This is a genomic window from Mucilaginibacter sp. P5_A6 (genome assembly GCF_056400585.1).
This window is the reverse complement of record NZ_JBFUKZ010000001.1, coordinates 162,796-182,137: the sequence shown is the minus strand read 5'-3', so window position 1 is coordinate 182,137 and position 19,342 is coordinate 162,796. Positions and strand designations below refer to the sequence as shown.

The 19,342-nt window shown below is 43.2% G+C and carries 12 protein-coding genes; all 12 read right to left on the bottom strand.

The window, feature by feature from the left end; translation table 11 throughout:
- Positions 1 to 17: 17 nt before the first annotated feature.
- The 12 genes from AC1DO4_RS00795 to AC1DO4_RS00740 all read right to left on the bottom strand — a co-directional run bounded on the left by AC1DO4_RS00795 (position 18) and on the right by AC1DO4_RS00740 (position 18,993).
- The gene (locus tag AC1DO4_RS00795) at positions 18 to 815 is read right to left on the bottom strand and encodes an FHA domain-containing protein (RefSeq protein ID WP_477412039.1); all 798 of its coding nucleotides are present in this window, start codon (positions 813 to 815) and stop codon (positions 18 to 20) included.
- An 11-nt stretch (positions 816 to 826) separates the two neighbouring features.
- Positions 827 to 4,918, bottom strand: coding sequence for an FtsW/RodA/SpoVE family cell cycle protein (locus tag AC1DO4_RS00790; protein ID WP_477412037.1), 4,092 nt, complete (start codon positions 4,916 to 4,918; stop codon positions 827 to 829).
- Positions 4,918 to 6,351, bottom strand: coding sequence for a PP2C family protein-serine/threonine phosphatase (locus AC1DO4_RS00785; protein WP_477412035.1), 1,434 nt, complete (start codon positions 6,349 to 6,351; stop codon positions 4,918 to 4,920). Before AC1DO4_RS00785 ends, AC1DO4_RS00790 begins: the two co-directional genes overlap by 1 nt.
- A gap of 90 nt (positions 6,352 to 6,441) precedes the next feature.
- Positions 6,442 to 7,404, bottom strand: coding sequence for a hypothetical protein (locus tag AC1DO4_RS00780; RefSeq protein WP_477412033.1), 963 nt, complete (start codon positions 7,402 to 7,404; stop codon positions 6,442 to 6,444).
- Positions 7,405 to 7,437: 33 nt separating this feature from the next.
- Positions 7,438 to 8,871 carry a serine/threonine protein kinase gene (locus AC1DO4_RS00775; RefSeq protein ID WP_477412031.1) on the bottom strand — a complete coding sequence of 478 codons (1,434 nt, stop codon included), beginning with the start codon at positions 8,869 to 8,871 and terminating at the stop codon, positions 7,438 to 7,440.
- Positions 8,872 to 9,143: 272 nt separating this feature from the next.
- On the bottom strand, positions 9,144 to 11,429 hold the full coding sequence (locus AC1DO4_RS00770) for a glycoside hydrolase family 20 protein (RefSeq protein WP_477412029.1): 2,286 nt from the start codon (positions 11,427 to 11,429) through the stop codon (positions 9,144 to 9,146).
- Between the two features lie 64 nt (positions 11,430 to 11,493).
- Positions 11,494 to 12,327: an N-acetylmuramoyl-L-alanine amidase family protein gene (locus AC1DO4_RS00765; RefSeq protein ID WP_477412027.1), complete on the bottom strand. Its 834-nt coding sequence runs from the start codon at positions 12,325 to 12,327 to the stop codon at positions 11,494 to 11,496.
- Entirely contained in the window at positions 12,324 to 12,770 is a 447-nt protein-coding gene (locus AC1DO4_RS00760) for a Fur family transcriptional regulator (RefSeq protein ID WP_477402791.1), read from the bottom strand. Before AC1DO4_RS00760 ends, AC1DO4_RS00765 begins: the two co-directional genes overlap by 4 nt.
- Before the next feature lie 270 nt (positions 12,771 to 13,040).
- Complete coding sequence (locus AC1DO4_RS00755; protein WP_477412025.1) at positions 13,041 to 13,670, bottom strand: hypothetical protein; 630 nt, start codon at positions 13,668 to 13,670, stop codon at positions 13,041 to 13,043.
- Between the two features lie 58 nt (positions 13,671 to 13,728).
- Entirely contained in the window at positions 13,729 to 15,687 is a 1,959-nt protein-coding gene (locus AC1DO4_RS00750; RefSeq protein WP_477412023.1) for a tetratricopeptide repeat-containing sensor histidine kinase, read from the bottom strand.
- Between the two features lie 463 nt (positions 15,688 to 16,150).
- Positions 16,151 to 16,930 (bottom strand): alpha/beta hydrolase, encoded by a 780-nt coding sequence (locus AC1DO4_RS00745; protein WP_477412021.1) that lies wholly within the window; start codon positions 16,928 to 16,930, stop codon positions 16,151 to 16,153.
- Between the two features lie 167 nt (positions 16,931 to 17,097).
- A complete protein-coding gene (locus AC1DO4_RS00740) occupies positions 17,098 to 18,993 on the bottom strand; it encodes a PAS domain S-box protein (protein ID WP_477412019.1) in 1,896 nt (631 codons plus the stop codon).
- Positions 18,994 to 19,342: the final 349 nt, after the last annotated feature.

Sequence of the window (19,342 nt, the reverse complement as noted above, 5' to 3'; positions counted from 1 at the left end):
TTGGTAACTAATCCTGATTATCCTTCGGCTTTAATACTAAATAAAAACACTGCCGATTCGCCCAAAATCACCTGGTCGCCCTCGCTCATGGGGTGGCCTATTTGGGTTGAGTTTAGCTTGATCAATTTATCATCCGCTGCAATATTAATCTTGGTTTTATTACGCGGAGGTACACCTCCTTCATCAGCAAAGATCATAAAGCACTCCGTATCCTTGTTCCACTCAATATGGGCATGCTGACGGCTGATGAACTTATTACTTTCATCATTACTTACGGCCGGAAACACAATCTTATTCAGTCGGTATGATCCATTATCTGTCACCGCTTTTTTATCCCGGCCAATATTGATCTTGCCATCTGTTGCCTTAACTACATACTCCTCCTGCTCAGCCTCACCACTCAATATCCGGATATAGGCTACTGCCGATGAAGCGTTGTGCGCAACTTGCCTGCGGGTATGCATCAGGAAAGCTGCATCGAGCTCCGGAACCTTGGAAGCTTCTGCGGGTAATACATCAGTAAAGATCACCTCTATCGTCCAGTCGTCAGGCAACTCAATAGCATAATCATCGGCTATTCTTTGGATCTCGTTACGAAAAACTTCTTTTTCGTGCACGTAAACCGCACCCTCATACAAGTGTTTTTCTTCTGCAATTGGCGTAACATATAGCAACAGCTCTTTAATATGCCTTCCCTCGCCACCTTCTACCTTTTGCAAGGCTTCTTTTATAAAACGTAATAACGCATCGCGCAGGCTTTTTACATCCATTGGGCGCTTTTCGCCCCCGTTTTTACTAAAAAAATTAAATGCCATGTTCCATATTTTTATTGGTTCGCTTCTTCTGGTGCTTCTATCTCTACCGGAGCTATACTTTTCATATAACCTTTCTTTAGCAGGAATGGGATTACATGCTTACCTGCCAAATGAACCGCGTCTGATGATCCTTTAGTTGATTCTACACGGATACAAACAACCATATTACCTTTTCCGTTTGCCTCAGGTGCAAAAAAAACATACCAGCCATCATTCACACTTTTGTTTTTTACTATGCGCTCGGGCGTACCGCTTTTGCCGGCCACTGCTATGCCTAATATAGGTACTTTAGGCGCACTTTGGGTTATCATATATTGCCTTAGCAAACCCGCATACTCCGGCTTGTCAGTTAATTTGATACCATCTTTTACTGGTGTTTTTGTTTTGCCAATATTGAGTACAAAGCGGTTAGCCAATAGTACGCCATTATTAGCCACACCCGATACCAGCCTGGCAACAGATGCCGGGGTAGCAATCAGCTCACCCTGCCCCCATGCCATGCCCGAGATACCTTTAGCCCTGGTTTTATGAATATTGTTAGGGTCATAGCGCGGCCGGGTATTAAATTCCGTTTTGCGCCATAGGTTACGCCATTTTTCTTCCTGGGCATCATTGTCTGCAGGCTTATTGTAATAATAGCCGCCTACCCCGTGCAAAAACATCCCTGTCTTCATATAAAGGTTAACCATATACTCTTCCAGGTGTTGTTGATTGGCCAGCTTAATAAAATATACGTTGTTTGATTTTGCTATGGCCCGTTCCATTGTGATCGTCCCGGTTTCATCCGGCTCAATGCCTTTTGTTCGGATGCGTTCCCCCATACTCACATGATAGGTAACTTTAGCAGCATCCATCCCCAATTTGTTAAAGGCCGACATAGCGGTCAATACCTTGGCTGTTGAGCCCGGTTGTGAGGCGTAGGTAAAACCCAGGTCGGTAGTGGTCATCCAGTTGGCTAACTTGTTCTGATCGGCTTGCGACATGGTCAGCTGATCCCAATTGTGCACAGGAGGTAAAGGATATTGCGCAGATACCAGCACATCGCCGGTATTGGCTTCCATTACTACAACAGATACGCGATTATCATATAAGGAAGTATCTGTAGCTATAGATTTCTGGATGCTGGTCTGCAGATCGGCATCCATGGTTAGTTTCACATCACGGTTCCGGTTCTTGAACGCAGCTACTTCGGGTCCGTTAATATCAGTCAGCAGCAAAGGCGCCAATGCGCTATAATCTTTTTTAGCTACCGTCATTTCCTTTACGCCTCGTGGTAAAAACCTGTCTTCCTGAAAACGGGATGCCTTTACATTATAACTGGTAATGGGCATCTTAAAACCACGTAGTTCGGCGGCATGTTCATATTCGGCAAAATAGCCGTTGGTGCTGCCGTTAAATACACCGGTGTTTGCATCGCCCGTCCAAAAAAACATTTGTTCTTCGAAAGGATAAAACCTTTCCAGCCGCTTATGTACAGCCGAATCGAGGTTATAATCCTTTATACCCGATGACGCTAATTTCATCCTTTGTTTTGAAATCAACTCTGGCTTACTGGTAGCCAGTATCAAACCATTTCTATCCAACAATGAACCAGCCTGCAGCTTGTTCATCAGGATGGCAATACGCGGGTTATAGCTAAACATCCTCAATCCGCTTTTATCAGCAACCAAAGCTGGTTTAACCACCCATTTTTTATTGTCGGCACTATAGCGGGAAACGTTTACTGTTAACAAAACCACCCCGGCCAATGCAGCTGCCAATGCAGGCACCAGGTTTTTATCCTGTTGTTTGGTGATAAAGCTCATTTGCACCTGCGTACCTTTTACCATTGATACCGACAGTAAAAAACCGGTGGCCAATAAATTAATTACCAATGATGAACCACCATAACTTTCAAAAGGCAGGGATACCCCCGATAATGGCAATGCACCGATAGATCCGCCTGCTATCAGCAAAAACTGCACAAAGGTACATACACCAATGCCTGCACTAAGGTAAAACAGTAACGGCGTACCCGTTTGCCGTCCAATGATAATAGATCGGTGCAGGTACAGTAAAAACAATATAAACACAGCTGCCATCCCTGCCCAGCCAAACTCTTCGCCTATAGAAGGCAATATCATATCAGTATGCGCTTCGGGTATGGTTTTGGCAAAGCCCTGGCCTACGCCCTCGCCGGTTAAGCCGCCGCCAGCCATGGCCCAAAGACCGTTGGCAACCTGGTCCCCACCATACACTTCATTGTTCCAGGGGTCTTGCCAAATGGCTTTGCGTTCCACCAGGCGCTCAACCGGGCCCGGAATGATCTTATCCAACCCCGGAATTTTATCGATAGTTAAAAACGCGCTAACCACAATAAGCGCCATAATAGCCGATTCGCTCAGGAACCTTGGCTTTAAAAATCCAATCAAACCCAGTATCCCAAAAGTGACGCCCGTACTTAGCCAAACATTGTCAAAAAACCAGGTGATTAACACAAATAAAATCACAAAACCAGCCATCGACAAAAAATCGCCGCGGGAGAAAGAAAACAGGATAATAAACGTGAAGCAGATAACCATTGCCGGGCCCAAATCGCCCAATACCAAAAACAGCAGCAGAGTTATAACGGTAGCTATTAAAGCAAATGAAAAAAACGACCAGCGCTTACCCCAACTGGCGTACTGACTGATGAATTTCTCATTAGCAGCGAAAAATCCCGCAAGGAAAATAACGATCAAATATTTGACTATCTCGCTGGGCTGAAATCCCAAAAGGTTAACCTTTACCCCGCTGCCTTCCGGACCCGTGCCAAATAAAATGGTGCTGAACAAAATGCCCATAGCCACAATAGCCCATGGCCAGCCATTAGCAGCACTGCGCGCCTTTTTAAATATCAACAACCTATACAACGCCGAGTCTGCAGTAAACCGTCGCAGGTTGATGAACAGCATAAGGCAAACGGCACCAACGCCCATACCTAAATACATAAGGGTGTCTTTGGCTAAAAACCTATCCCTTAATGGGTCCTGTAAACTCAATAATGTAAGGAACGAGATGCCGGTGAGCATCATTACCAATGGCAAAATCAATTGATCGGCCTGCGGATAACGGTAACTGAGGAGAATATGGATCAGGATGAACCCGCCAAAAAAGCTGGCTGCTATTATCCAGTACCAGCTATTAAAATCGTCAATTGTACGAACAATGAATGCCCCCTCCTTTTTCAGGATATTAAAATCACGGGTCGAAAGCAGTTTTATACTATGCGCCGATTGGAAAAAGTTGATAGTTTTATCACCATCCAGCTCTACAACCCCTTGTGAGCGGCCAAACTCAAAACCTGGTTGCAGGGGCAATAGCTCAAAGGCTTTGTCTGTAGGCAGGTTTTTAAATTCATATTTGCCATTGGCATCGGTACGGGCAAAAGCAGTTAGTGATTGCAGCTGTCGCTTTTTATCGGCATTTAAAACATAAATTTTTTTGACAGCTGGAGAGTTTTCGGTTGTTGTATTTTTAGCGGCGGTTTCCTCGTCGGAGTAAATACTGTCTTTAGGCAATACCATATTCAGCCTAACCAAAACGCCCGCAACAGGCTGATCTTTATGTTTGATAGCCCCCCTGATGCTATATTCACCAAGCCCCAGGTCGGTTTGTGCAGATATTTCCGGTGGATGATTTTTTTCCTGCGAAAACCTTATAGAATCATCACCGGTGTAGCCCAGCAACTCACGCGAATCCATAACCCTTTGTCTGAACAACTCGCCGCCCCGCGCAATGGCGTCATCGGCATTAACATAATACCTGCGTTTGTTGAGCTCACCGGCATTGTCAAAAGCCACGGCTGCATTTGCTTTACCCGCAATAATTGATTCGATGTAATCAACATCCCTGGGATCATCAAAATAGTAGCCTTTTTTTAATAACGCGGCTACGTTTTTGGCAGGATTTGGCGCATTAAGGTTTACTATAGTACCATCAAGAAGCCGTTTATCTACATCAACAAACTTTTGCTGCAAAACGGTATAAAGCTTGCCAAATAACACAGCCAGCACAATACCGGTGAGCAATAAAAACAGCCGTTCCATTCTCCTGCCCGGAGCATTAGGTGTACCCTTATCCATTATTTTTTGATGGCTTTGGGTAATGAATCTATCTTGAACATACCACCAAACAACCTGCCCGAAATGTATTTTTTATCGGGGAAAATATAGGATGTTTGTACAGGCAATACACAGTTGTTAAACTGCACATATTTTAACACCAGTGCGTCGTTGTGCGTTGCAACCGCCACCCGGAAGCCTTCAAAAGCTACACTGTCCAACACCACATATTTGCTTTTGGGCGATAGTACTATCCCGGGGCCGTTGTAGGCAGAATCCTTTTTAAATACAATTTTACCTTTTGCTTTTATGTACAAACTATCCTTTGTAATGTAAATGGAATCGCTCAAAATAATAGGTTCCTTAAAGTCGGCATCCGAGAGTATAAGCGTATTGCCTTTTAATTTATTGAGGGTGTCTTGTAGTTTTATCTCTCCCGCACTTTTCGGCTTTAGGGTTTTAGTTGCTACTGCTGATTTAACGTCATCATGCTTTAGTTGCTGGTTAAGCCAGTACTGCCATACAAATCCGCATAAAAACACCAGGAAGAGAATAGAAAGCAGCACTACCGTTCCCCGGTTACTTTTACTTTTCACCGGTATTTTTGTTGGTCCGTCGGGCAGTTTGGGCTCATGTTTAGGGTCGATGATCTCCTCCGGCACCCTTGTGGCGGCCGCCGGACGGGTAGCGTTTTGCTGGCGCGGGGCTTTATCATTATGCGCAAGCACCACGGTCACGTTATCTTTGCCCCCTTTGCTATTAGCTGCGTCAATTAGTTTCGCGCCTTTATCTTCTAAGGTCCCGCTGCCGGTTAAAATACCTTTTATCAGGCTTTTATCTACCATATCGGTAAGGCCATCACTGCAAACCAGCAGCATGTCGCCAGGTAAAAACGGCGAATGGCCTGTCTCTACAAAATCAGCATCCTTAACTATGTGCGGGTCGAAACCGAGCGCCTTGTTGATCTCGTTACGTTTGGGGTGATCCATAGCGGCCTCTTCACTCAACCTGCCTGAATCTTCCAGGAAGCCTACAAAAGAATGATCTTTTGATATTTTGATGAGCGAATTATCGCGTAGCAAATACAAACGCGTATCGCCTACGTGGGCATAGTAAAACTGGTTGTTCTCTAAATCAATAACAGCAAGTGTAAGCACACAGGCCATGTTTGCCAGTTGTTTATCCTGTAATTTCCTTTCATAGATCTGCCGGTTAGCATTAACAAACGTGTTCACCAGCAAAGGGGTTACGTCGCCGGCTATGTATGACAGGTCTTTGATGATACACTCGCGTGCCATATCCGCAGCAACTTCACCACCTACATAACCACCCACACCATCAATAACGCAGGCAATGATAAAATTGCCATCATCGGTTTTTTGGGCAATAAAGGCGTCTTCATTATTATCCCTTTGCCTGCCGGTGTCTGTTATCCCGAAAAAATTATTTGTCATGGTTTCTACTGGATTTTTTTATGTCGATAAAATGGGCCAGCAATAATAAAACGCATATTGCCAATAAGCCTATTGATAATATTTGTGACATTAGGCCTCGGGTTTAAATATGTTGATGCCGATAATACCATTCAGCAATATTTTTGAATTAAAGGGCAGCTCCACCCATTGCGGCGAGTTTACATCGCTGCGGGTAACTTCCTGCTCATTAATCATGGTAAGCTCGCCAAAAGAGGATAAATAAAGCTTACCATCGGCCTTATTCATGCGGATACGCAGGTGCGGTGTATTTACCCAATCGCTCGGGATCCTGAACACGGCCGCTTCTTCACGGGTTTCTTCATTGCCTGATACTACAATATCCTCATTCTTCATCAGGAACTCTACCTTCCGGCCCACAAACTGCTTATCGGGCATAATGGTATCCAGCCGGGCCAAAACCTGTTGCCCTGGTTTTACCACATCCTTTTCATTATAATGCAGCTCGTTTGAGTAGGGTAGCTCGTAATAGCCCTCGCTATAATAAGTAAAGCCTTTAAGGATGTCGTTACTGATATCCAGGGTTTGTGCAACGCCTGTGTGGCGGGGGATAAAAGTAACCCGCAGGTTCTCCTCCTTTTTATTACTGCCCGGTAATAATTTGCCTATAAAACCTTTGTCGCCTTTGGCATAATCCGGGTGTGATACAAGCCTGAACACCCATTTGGAACTTGATGGCTCTACCTTTTTACCAACTTCCTGGTGTTCGCGCAATAACTCATAAAACTTTTTTACCGATTCATGTACGATAATACCAAAAAGCCCCGAGCGGTTATTGATAAAATCCTGGTAATCCTCTTCATTAAAGCTGATGATATACTCGTGGTAAAACACCACGCGATCGGCAAAGGAAAGCTGACCAATTGATTCTTTGAATTTTTCGATAATGTACATATAAACATCATCGGGCGTAAGTGTTTTATTATTTACTGCAGCTACCGCGGCGGCTTTTCCATTCGGTAGAAACCAGTCCTGCAGACCTATCTTTTGCCAAAATGTTGATTTAGATTCCATTCTGAGGATCTTTAGAGATTAACTATCTATTAACTAAAAACTCAATTTTGATGTATCGGCTGCCTTTACGCTATCGCGATAAAATTGCGGATCGCTTTTAGGTTTATGCCTCACTCCCCTGAGTATTGAATCAGCAATTGAATCCACCTCGGGCGGAATACCCGATGCATCATCATTATTATTGACCGGCTTATTTTCATTGCTATCCGGCTTTACGCTGTCAATCTTTGCCTGTTTAGCAACACGGCTTAACGTATCCCGCGGAGGTGGTGTCGATTTAAAAAAAGTATTATAAATGCCCCGCCGGTGTTTAATAGCCATAACCGAAGAAAACCCGGTAAGTACTACCAATAATACAATTAAACCGATAAATACCGGTTTGGAGATCCGCACTGCGTGCTTGCCAACAACAACAGGTGTTTCTGTACTATTGTTTATAACATGTACGCCCCTTGCACTTTCGGCCTCCTGGTAATAAAGCAGCAGTCCTTGCAGGCGTTCGTTTTCCTTCAATAATACCGATGCATTCCATGAATCATCGGCCTGGTTGCTGCTTACCGCGGCAATGCTGCTGTGTACCAGGGTTTCCTGTAGTTCCATCCCGTTAGGGAAGCGATGCTCGGGCTCTTTCTCCAAACATTTTGAAACAATTTGCAGGAGCCATGCAGGCACTTGCATCTCGTGTTCCTTTTTCTTATCGGCCCAGCTGGCTGGCAAATTCTTTTTACGCAGCTCCATTACATCGGGCACCTGGTTATCCATGTGTGCCAGCATCACCGCATTACGGGCGGTTTCGCCATTATCGCGCAACGGGAAAGGTACCTGCCCGGCTATCAGCTCATAAAGAATGATGCCGTAGCTGTACACATCAGTCTGGAAATACATCAGCCCCTCATTCTGCTCGGGCGCCATAAACTCTATGGCTCCCGCATGGCGGATACTGGTACGGCGCTGATCATCAGACATAGCCGAAAGACCAAAATCCAGCAGCACATAATTGCCTGTATGAATATTGAACTTTACGTTATTACTTTTAATATCGCCATGTTTTACCGAAACCTTGTGGCAATGCGAAAGCGCATTGGCCAGCTGATCGGCGAGTTTAATGATCTCCTTAATGGTAAAGATAGGTTCGTGCGGTGGTTTCAGCAGATCTTCCAGATCGGGACCATCAATATATTCCATCTCGATAAAAGGAAACGAACCACTCTCGGTAATGCCCGAATTTAATATCTTAACCACATTAGGGTTAGGTTCTTCGTTTACCTTTTTTAGTTTTTCAACCTCGTTTTGGAAATTTCTGAAATTTTTATCGTCGGTACTTTCGGTATGAATAGGGGTCGGCAATAACTTTACCGCTGTGATAATGGGGCCATAACGCCGTCCTTTATAAACTGAGCCTTGTCCGCCCGTTCGCAAAGCCCCCATATTCTCCAAACCTTCGGTTATTGTAAATACTTTGCTCATTGATTATTATTGCAGTGCTATAAGGTAAAATAACAATTAGTTAAACTTTGTTACCTCAACATAACGCACACATTAGTGTTTGGTTATAAAAATATGAAAATTTATGTGCAGATGTGCAAATGAAAAACAGATGTGTAAATTCAAATGTGCAGATTTCAAATTTCATATGTGCAAATGAAGCCTTTCTATAATCATCTGCATATCTGTAATCTGCATATTTCCACATTCGCAGCTCAGTCATCTGCACATCTGAAATTTGCATATCTGCACATCTATCTAACACTAATTTCATCAACCAATAACCAGGCCTTTGCCCCGGCAATATATTCGCCCGGCGGTATTATACCTTTATTAGTGCCCTTTACCCTGATGTACCGGACTTGCAATGGTTTTATGCTGGCCCTAACCTCATTGATGCCATTGGCAGTAAACGCAGTTTGGCGATAAACTTCAGTGTAGGTTTTTCCATCTTCGGATACTTCAAAGGTGAGCAGCGTTGGTTCCCACATTTTTTGCCAATGATATTTTAAAATATTGATACCCAATTGTGATATTGTTTGTACCGAACCCAGGTCGACTATAGCATCCAGGTCATTGCCGCTGAAACCATACCATTGCCCATCATTATATAATTTGCTGCCGAATACACCATTTACCAGACCGAAAGTATTACCCGGGTTATAACCTCCCTGTGGCTGATTTGCAAGTGTTATAGTTTTGCCAATGGCTTTATGCAGATGGAAAGATTTTTCATACATCCGCCCGGTTATTTTACCATTGCTAAATACAGATGCTTTTACCGTCCCCGATTGTATAATGGCAAAAGGCTCATCGTACTTTTTGCTTTTTAAACCGGGGGTAGTTCCATCGGTGGTGTAAAATATTTTGCTGCCGGGTAATGTTGTATTTAAGCTCAGCAATACCTGGTGATCTGCTGTTTCGGTTACATTGTCGGTTATCTCATCAAAAGTATTGGCAGTGTTAACATTGAGTTTTTTGAGTAGGGGTTGTTCAGATCTTAACCGTTTCAGAAATCCGGCATAGTCCTTATTTTCCTTTGCCGACCATCCCACTTCTGCTAAAGCCAGTATCCGGGGGAACAGTTGCCGCTCGGCCTGGGCTGGATTGGTCATGTACTCGCTCCAGGCATTGGCCTGTACGCCTTTGATGTATTTGGCCTCATCACCGGATAGTTCTTTAGTTATGGGTTCGTAGTTGTAAACTTTGCTTAGTGGTGTGTAACCCCCACCTGCAATAGGTTCGGTGGGATATAATGACTGGTAGTAATCGAGGTACACATATTTCTCCGGCGTCATGATGGCATCGTGGTGTTGTTTGGCTGCGGCAATGCCCCCCTCCTCGCCTGTCCAGCTCATTACGGTTGCGCCTGGGGTTAGGCCCCCTTCCAGTATTTCGTCCCAGCCGATGATCTGCCTGCCTTTACTGTTCAGGTATTTTTCCATCCGGCCAATAAAATAGCTTTGCAGTTGGTGTTCATCTTTCAAATGCTCGTCCTTAATGCGTTTTTGGCATTTGGGGCAGGTTTTCCATTTGGTTTTAGGGCATTCATCGCCGCCTATATGGATATATTTTGATGGAAAAAGCGGCAGCACTTCATCCAGCACGCTTTGCAGAAAGGCAAAAGTTTCATCATTACCCGCGCAGTATACGTCGTCAAATATGCCCCAGTAAGTAGCTGTTTTGTATGGACCGCCCGTACAACCTAACTGCGGATAAGCAGCCAGGGCCGCGAGTGCATGTCCCGGCATTTCAATTTCGGGGATGATACTGATATGCCTGTCCATGGCGTATTTTACAACGGCTTTAATTTCGTCCTGTGTATAGTAACCACCATAACGTCTGCCATCAAACAGGTGCGGACTATCCCGTTTATGGCCGATGATAGTTTCATCGCGGTAGGCCGAAATTGTTTGCAGCAGCGGGTATTTCTTTATTTCTATGCGCCAGCCCTGGTCATCGGTAAGGTGCCAGTGGAAGGTGTTGATCTTGTACAAGGCCAGCATGTCTATCCATTTTTTGATGGTTTCGACGGTGAAAAAATGACGGCTTACATCCAGGTGCATTCCCCGGTACGCAAAGCGGGGATGATCTTCAATGGCACAGCCTTGTACGGTTATTTTGCCGTTAGATGGTTTCAGCAACTGGATAAGTGATTGCAGCCCGTAAAATACACCGGCCTCATCGTGGCCTGTGATGCTGATCTGCTTTTGAGTTACGGATAGCTGGTACCCTTCTGGTTCAGTAACCTTGGAGGAATCTATTTTCAGGGCGATAGAAGCCGTGTTTTTTATCAGCAAACTGAACCCTGCCATCGACCGGAAATACTGATTGAAAAACGCAAGATTATCGGCATTAATACCCTCACCAACAGAGATATTAGTTGCAGGCGAAAAGGTAAACACAGCACTGCTTTTTTCAACTTTATAAGACTGAGGGATTATCCCCTGCTCTTTAATTTGTGCTGTTGCACTACTAATGATGAATACCAGGAACAAGGTTTTAAAAAGGAACTTACAGGGGTTAAGCAGCTTTATCATCCGTATAGATTTGTAAAGCCGAATATAACTGATTATAGCGATGGTAGTATATTATCCCTGAAAATTACAGGCTCCCTATAGCCTTACGGTAATTATTTATAGCGGTAACAATTGATCTTACAATTTCGTCCTGCCCTTCCGGGGAATTGAGGTAATCCTCTTCTTCGGGGTTGTTGATAAAACCGGTTTCGATAAGTACGGCGGGCATGGCGCTGTGGGCTAATACCAATACGCCCTGCTCCTTTACACCCTCACTTTCACGGCCATCGGTATCGGTAAATTCAGCATTCACCAGGTCGCCAAAGAGGATACTTTGCTTGCGGTATTTTTGAATGTAGGCATTGAGTATGATGGCATTAGACGGATCGCTTTCATCATAGCTCTCATAGTTTTGCTTATAGTCTTTTTCGATAAATATAGATGAGTTTTCCCTTACGGCCTCCTCCTGCTCCTTTAGCCTGTGAAAACCATAAACCAGCATAAGCACACCCTTGCGCTTATGAGCCGAAGCGGCATTACCCTCTGGCGATGAGTTACAATGGATGGAAATAAACAAATTGCCATGGGCCTGGTTGCCTATATTCGAGCGCTGGTTGAGCGGGATAAAGGTGTCATCGGTGCGGGTCATGATGGTAGTTAAACCTTTGACCCCGGTATCTATGGCCATTTTTAGCTTTTTGGCGATGGCCAGTGTTACATTTTTTTCGACAGAATAGGAGCCGCGCGCACCTGGATCTTTACCGCCATGCCCGGCATCTATAATTACAGTTTTGAACCGGAACGTTGAGGCTGCCGGGATGGTATCATTCTGCTGGGTAAAGGAGCAAAGACAAAAGAATAAAGACAGCAGTACACCATTTGCAGCTATAACACCGAGAAACCTTTTATTCAATTTCATTGTTTTACCGCCTTTTTGCTGCATTTAGGGCATAAGCCCGTCGCGGATAACGTAAAACTCTGCGGTTTAAAGCCCGGGGGGAGCTTTATGGCGGGCAGGTGCAGATCATCCAGGCAATACACATTTTTGCATTGAGTACAGTTAAAGTGCAGGTGCTCATCGTGGTGGTGGGCTTCATCACAATTGGATGAACATAGGGCGTAGTTAGCTGTACCGTTCAGGTCAAATACCTTGTGGATGATGCCTTTTTCCTCGAATGTGTTCAGGATACGGTACAGGGTAACCCTATCGATATCATTAATCACGCTTTCGAGATCGGGCTGGGAGGTGGCCGCATTGCGGGACGACATCATGGACAGCACCCGGAGCCTGGGAGCGGTCTTTTTTAAATGATGCTTGTTCAGCAGGTCTTCAAAGTGAAAATTAGTGCGGGTTTGTGCCATTAGCCTTTCAGCAATATTATTGATGCAAATATATACAACGTTGCATTAAGGATGAAATTATAAGGCAGCTGCGGATAATATATGAAGAAAAGAAATATTCAAAAAAAATCAAACTTTAGCGAACTTCAGATGCATTTAATGAATATTAATAGGAGAAAAATCAAGAAAAATCATCTTTCTTTTTGCACCCATTGAAGCACCGCCCCATTACCTCCGGCAGACCTTACTTTCACTTATGAAACACCCGGATGAACCCTCCAGATACCCATATCAAAAAGGACTTTTTTGCAATGCCGCACCGGCTGGTAAAGTAAACATGGCGGCATCCAGTTTACCCGGTTTTATTTCGGTTGCCGTACTTTCGATATAGAACTGGGCATTGTCGATAGTCATTTTTAGGGGGATGGCATTTGTTTTTGACAGCACAGTATACCAGTTACCAAATTGATGGTTGATATATAATTTACTATCAACCGGTACCCCAGACGTGAAATAATATTTCTGTACGCCGCTTTTGCAGGTTAGCACCAGTTCATCGCATTTATAGCCCAGGATATCAATAACGGCTTTGTGCAGTTCGGTACTGATCACCTCATCGGAATTAACTGCTCCATCATTCCAGAGCACGGCTTCGGAGTTACTCATTTTGCTGTAAAGCTTGTTATCTGCGTTAACGTACAATTGCCATTGCATCATGGAGCCATTCATTTCCGATTTATAATCGCCGCCTTTTATGTAATAGTTTAGGGTATTGCCCATCATGGTGGTAAACTGGGCGTCGCTTACATTGGGTATTTTACTTTTAATGGCATTGCTGTAAACTATTTTGCCTTCAAATGATTGCGCCGAAACGATTAAACAGGTTAGGGCTAAGGATAAGGTTAGCATTAGTTTTTTCATGATTGATTTGTATAGTGTTAAAATAAGGTTTTAAATAAATAGACTGTCAGGCAATCTTTCAATTATTATTCAATGATGGTATGCTAAAATAAAACGAGCTGCCGATGCCTGCCTTGCTTTCAAACCATATAGTACCGTTGTTTTTTTCTACCAGCTCTTTACATAATAAAAGACCGAGCCCGCTTCCTTTTTCGCTGGCTGTACCAAAAGTTGTGTAGGACGAAAATTTATCAAATATTTTTGCCTGGGCGTCCTCCGGGATGCCTTTCCCGTTGTCTTTTACCGTTATAACGATAATCGAATCCTTTTTTTCGGCAGCTATGGTAACGGTATCACCTGCTTCTGAAAATTTCACGGCATTCTCTACTAAATTCCTGATCACGATATCAATCATGATTTCGTCTCCGTACACAGTTTCAGACCTGGCAAGCTCCACACCTGTTACCAACACTTTCTTTTCGGCAGCCCGCTCTTTCAACAGGGTTACATTTTGTTCAATTACCTTTTGCACATTGAAGCCGGCGGGCTTAGCCTCGATACCATCCATCTGGCTTTTTGCCCAGTACAGCAGGTTTTCAACCAAATGCGCTGTTATTTTAAGGGTATCAGCTACTTTCTCAATCCAATACTTACTTTCTTCTTCCGATAGGTCATCTTCCTTTATCATATCCATCATATGGCTGATGGTATGGATAGGCCCCCGCAAATCGTGCCCTATAATAGAAAACAACCTGTCCTTTACGTGTACCAACTCTTCCAGCTGCAGGTTTTGTGCAGATATATCTTTGTTTTGCAAGGCCAGTTGTTCACTAAGCTTTCTTTTTTGTGTGTAGTTTCTGAATAGGATGAAGGCAAGCACCAGCAAAAATATAGCGCTCCCGGTTAGTATATCCCGCCTCAATTTTACTTCCTCCAGTTTCTTCTGCCCTATTATCTTATCCTTATTCAGCAGGTTAATTTGAATTTGCTTTTGTTCCAGCTCATAACTTGATTGAATATTCCTGATAACTTTTTCTTTTTCCGCGGTTTTCAGGCTGTCGGTTAAGGCAACTTCAAGGTTCCGGTAGTATAGCGCTTTTTTATAACTGCCTTCTTTTTGATTGGTTAGGTACAGCACGTTGTAGGCAGTTGCAATAAGTTCAACAATACCCGATTTTTTGCTCTCTTCCAGCCCTTTTTGCGCATACAGCATACCGGCCTTGTATTTACCTGTATAATAGCAAGTAAGGGCCAAACCAGTATGGCAATAAGCAACACCTTCATCATCACCGATTTTTTGTGCAATATCAAGCGATTTGTAAAAATAAACCTGTGCCAGCGGGTAATTTTTTTTGGCGACGTAGTTTTCGCCAATGTTATACAAGGCAATAGCTGCAGTGGCGAGATCTTTTCCTTTTTTAGCTATGATCAGCGCCTGGTTATTATAAGCTATGGCCGAATCAGGCTGCCCTTTTTTCTTAAATATTTCTCCTAAGTTTATCAGCAGGCTAACTACACCTTGATGCGTGGGATCATTTTGCTTCAGGGCTATTTTATAAGCTTGGCGGTTATAATAAAGCGCTTTGGGATAATCCCCCATACTGATGTACATGCCGCTAATATTATTATATTCATTCCCGCTTAACCCTTCCATCCCCAATTTTTCGCTGATGCGCAAACATTGAAAATGGCATTCCAGCGCTTCGGGCCATTTTCCCTTGTATCCCAGGGCTACCCCTTTCGACACATATGCCAACGCGATCCCTTTTTCAAAATGAATTTTTTGTGCAAGATCAAGCGATTTTTGCGCCATTAAAAGCGCGCTGTCGGCATTTTTACCCCAATATTGCCTGGAAATAGCGTAGTAGGTATTTACCCGGTCGGTATCGTGTTTTGCTGTATTAAGCCGCTCAAACAGCCCCTTTACAGAATTAGCCTGGGCCAGGCAGGATGATGTGGCGGTAATAGTTAGCACACTATATATAACAATGTACCTTATATACAGGTATAACTTATGCGTAAGTAAGGGTTTTCCCATACAGTATAGTTTAATTAATTGGAGCCGTTAATATAAGGCTAAATGAGCAATATTAATAAGATATTTATTTCTTATGGATTATATGAATAAGGTATTACTATATTATCCTTTATCATATGTAAGTTAAGGCGGCATAGGTATTTTAACCTATGTCGCTATTATCAAAAAAATATTTATCGCCATTATTTTCAATTGACGAAAAAATAAAGATTCAATTAACCTACAAAAATTAAAGGTCAATTGAAGCAATATTGAAAAAATTGCTTCGGAGTTCGATCACGAAACAATACAGAAAACAAATGTCAGCATTAGAATAGCCAATTTACCCATATTTCCATAACTGCTTACCTTGGGCAAATTTACCAGCAGCCTACCCAAAACGCTGAACCAACTAACCGAATCTGGCCTTGGATATCAGCAACCGCCCTAAGTCAGCAATAGTTACATTCCCCCCTGTCCTCCTTTAGCGAAAGACAGTTGCGGAAATTATCAAGTCTGCGACCTCTTTAGGATGGCTTATATAGACACTATGGCTTGCTCCGTCGACTTCCACTGTTTTTTTACTATTGGCCCTTTTGGCATACATCCGTTCTAAATCCGGGTTAATAATCCTGTCGGATTTTGCCACCATATACCAAACAGGTTTTGTTTTCCAGGCCGGGTTTTGGATGATGGCATGGAATACCAGGTCGGCTGTAGGCGTCTGAGAATTAGCCATAAAATCTGCTGTGGGTTTTGGCAAGTCGCCTGAAAAATCAGCGGCAAACATTTTTGGGTCAATGTAGTCCCAGCCGTCACTTCCCTTGATCAGTGATTTATAAGCAGCCGGGAAAATTTTGCCGTTGCCAGCTTCAGATTCGCCTTGATCTGGTGCATGTGCGGCAATATATACCAGCCCGCGAACCAGGGAGTCATTACCAGCCGTTGTTATTACGGCACCTCCATAGCTATGCCCTACCAAAATGCAAGGCCCGTCCTGCTGGTTAATTATCCGTTTTACCGCAGCTACATCGCCTTCAAAGGTAGTCAGCGTAGTTTGGGCAATGCTGACCTTGTAACCTTTTTTGGTGAGGATGTCATAGACCGGCTGCCACCCGGCCCCATCTACAAATGCGCCATGAACAAGCACAATGTTTTGGATTCTTGCGGGGACCTGGGCTTGTAATGCTGAGACGAAAATCGTCATGATAAGAATAATCAGTATTTTAAATATGCGGATGCCGCGGTTGGGATTTAATTTCATGGTGTGTGTGTTTAATATTTGTTTATAAAATGACAGAATGCCAAAAGACCCGGACCAAGCTGATAATGAATTTCAAAGGCTGAATTAACGATTATTTTGGATAGTTCATTTTCATCCATATTCTTGGCGCCTTTGCGTGAAGCTTATTTTACAAATATTTATCCTGTTTAGACATCCGCTTTTGTAAACGGAAATTCTAAAATAACTTCAGTCCCCTCTGTTATTTTGCTTTTTAACTTTATACTGCCGCCTAAAGCTTCAACCTGTGTTTTAACCATAAAAAGTCCCATACCCTTGCCTTCCATAGTGGTATCAAACCGTTTGTACAATCCAAACAAGTCGGCGGCATTCTTGGCCAGGTCGATCCCCTTGCCATTATCCCTAAAAGTGAGCCTGATTTTCTCTTCGAGCTGCTGGCTTTCAATATTAATAAGCGGCACAATACCAACCCGCCGATATTTGATACTGTTTGAAATAATATTATAAAAAACGCTGTAAAGAAAACTCCGTATAGTAAACATCGAGCCAATCTCATCAAAGGCACATTCAAAATAAACGTTTTCGTCTGCGATGATATACTGCATGTCAACCTTAATATCATTCACCAGGCTGCTGAAATACACCGTTTCTTTTTTTTCATTTACCACCTTCCTGGTCTGCAAAATCTGGTTGAGATCCTGAACAACCGCATCAATGTTTTTTGCCGATTGCGAAGCTTTTTCAAGTACCTCATGCATTTCATTTAATGTGCCATCTTTTTCATCAAACAGGTACGACAGGCCGATGATATTGGCAACCGGCGCACGCAGGTTATGCGATATGATATAGGTAAAATGCTCAAGATCTTTGTTCTGCTTAATAAGATCGGCCGTTATCCTTTCGCGTTCAAGTTCGGCAATCTTATGTCCAGTAATATTCTTGTTAGCCGCTACAAAACCACAATGCTTATGCTCACTGTTTTTTACAACAAACCATTCTATCTGGTACCATTCTACGGTGCCATCGGTTTTTGGATAACTTATTTCATATTCAGTACTTCCGTTCAGGATAACTTTAACAAGCATTTCCTCCATGAAGGCCCATTTTTCTGCAGTGAAATAGGCTTTCATGGGCAAACCAATCTCCAGCATTTTGCTTTTCCGTTCTCCCGCATACTTCTGCGCCAGGGTATTAAAAGAAACAATGTTGAGTCCGTCATCAAACAACACGTAGGCTATATCAGTATTGTCAAAAATGGCGCGGAGGTTTGCTTCGGATTTTTGAAGCGCCTCCTGGTCCTGTTTACCCTGGGTAATATCTGTTACCATAGCAAGAGCGCCCTTGTACTTACCCGTTTTGTCAAAAATTGGATTGGCCGATATGTTTGCCCATACATCCTCGCCGCTTTTTTTTACATACCTGATATTTAAATTCTCTTTTGCCCCATTTCTTCTCCTTTCCATGCAGGCTATCGCGTATGCCTTGCCCTCTTCATCCATAAAATCATAAAGCTCTTTTCCCATCATCTCTTCGGCAGAGTAACCCAGGATATCCGCTATCTTTATGTTTACAAAGTTTGTTTTTTCGTTTTCATCAATTGTCCAGATGCCTTCCTGCGCGGTTTCAACAATCTGCCGGTATAGCTCTTCGCTCAATCTAAGCGTTTCCTTTTCGGCTTTGCCAGAAGTAATATCCCTGATAATCCCCTCTGTTCTTATTAATTGCCCTGTTTCATCCAGGATAGGAATAGTCTTTTTCTCCACCCAGCATACCGCCCCATCTTTGCGTATAATGCGGTATTGACTGTGGGCCAGTTCACCTTGCTCTAATCTTTTTTGCTCTTTAATAACAATGTGTTCATCCCCGGGATAAATCACATCAAACCATAGCTCCTTGCCGGCAATAAAATCCGCGGCTTTATAACCATACAGTTTTTCACAGGCCTGCGATAGCTGCAATACCTGCATGTTTATCATATCAACAGAAAAGAAAACCTCATCCATAGCATTAAAAAATGCCATCAGATCATGGGGGGTACTTTCCTGTATTTGTATCTTTTGTGGTGTAGGTCTATTCGGTAGCATAGAAGTAATCAGGTTTAGTATAAATACGGCTGCATACTGCTGCAGCCACTAACAAAAAATAAACTGTCCCATTGTGTAGTTGCATAAAAATACGATTCACAAGGCATTAATTCTCTTGTAAATGCCCCCGTTTGCACAGTTCCTGGCCGTCTTCCAATTCTAAATTCTCAAAATGTTTTACTGCCCGAAAGCGCGGTTCCTCATTCATCAATCTAAATTATTTAAACAGGACCATTTCGAGTTGCAAAATTATCATAACAATAAAATCACATTACTTATTATCTAAAACACGATGGGCTATTTATCTATAATTGAATGTAATATACATAATTATAAAAAACTTTTATAA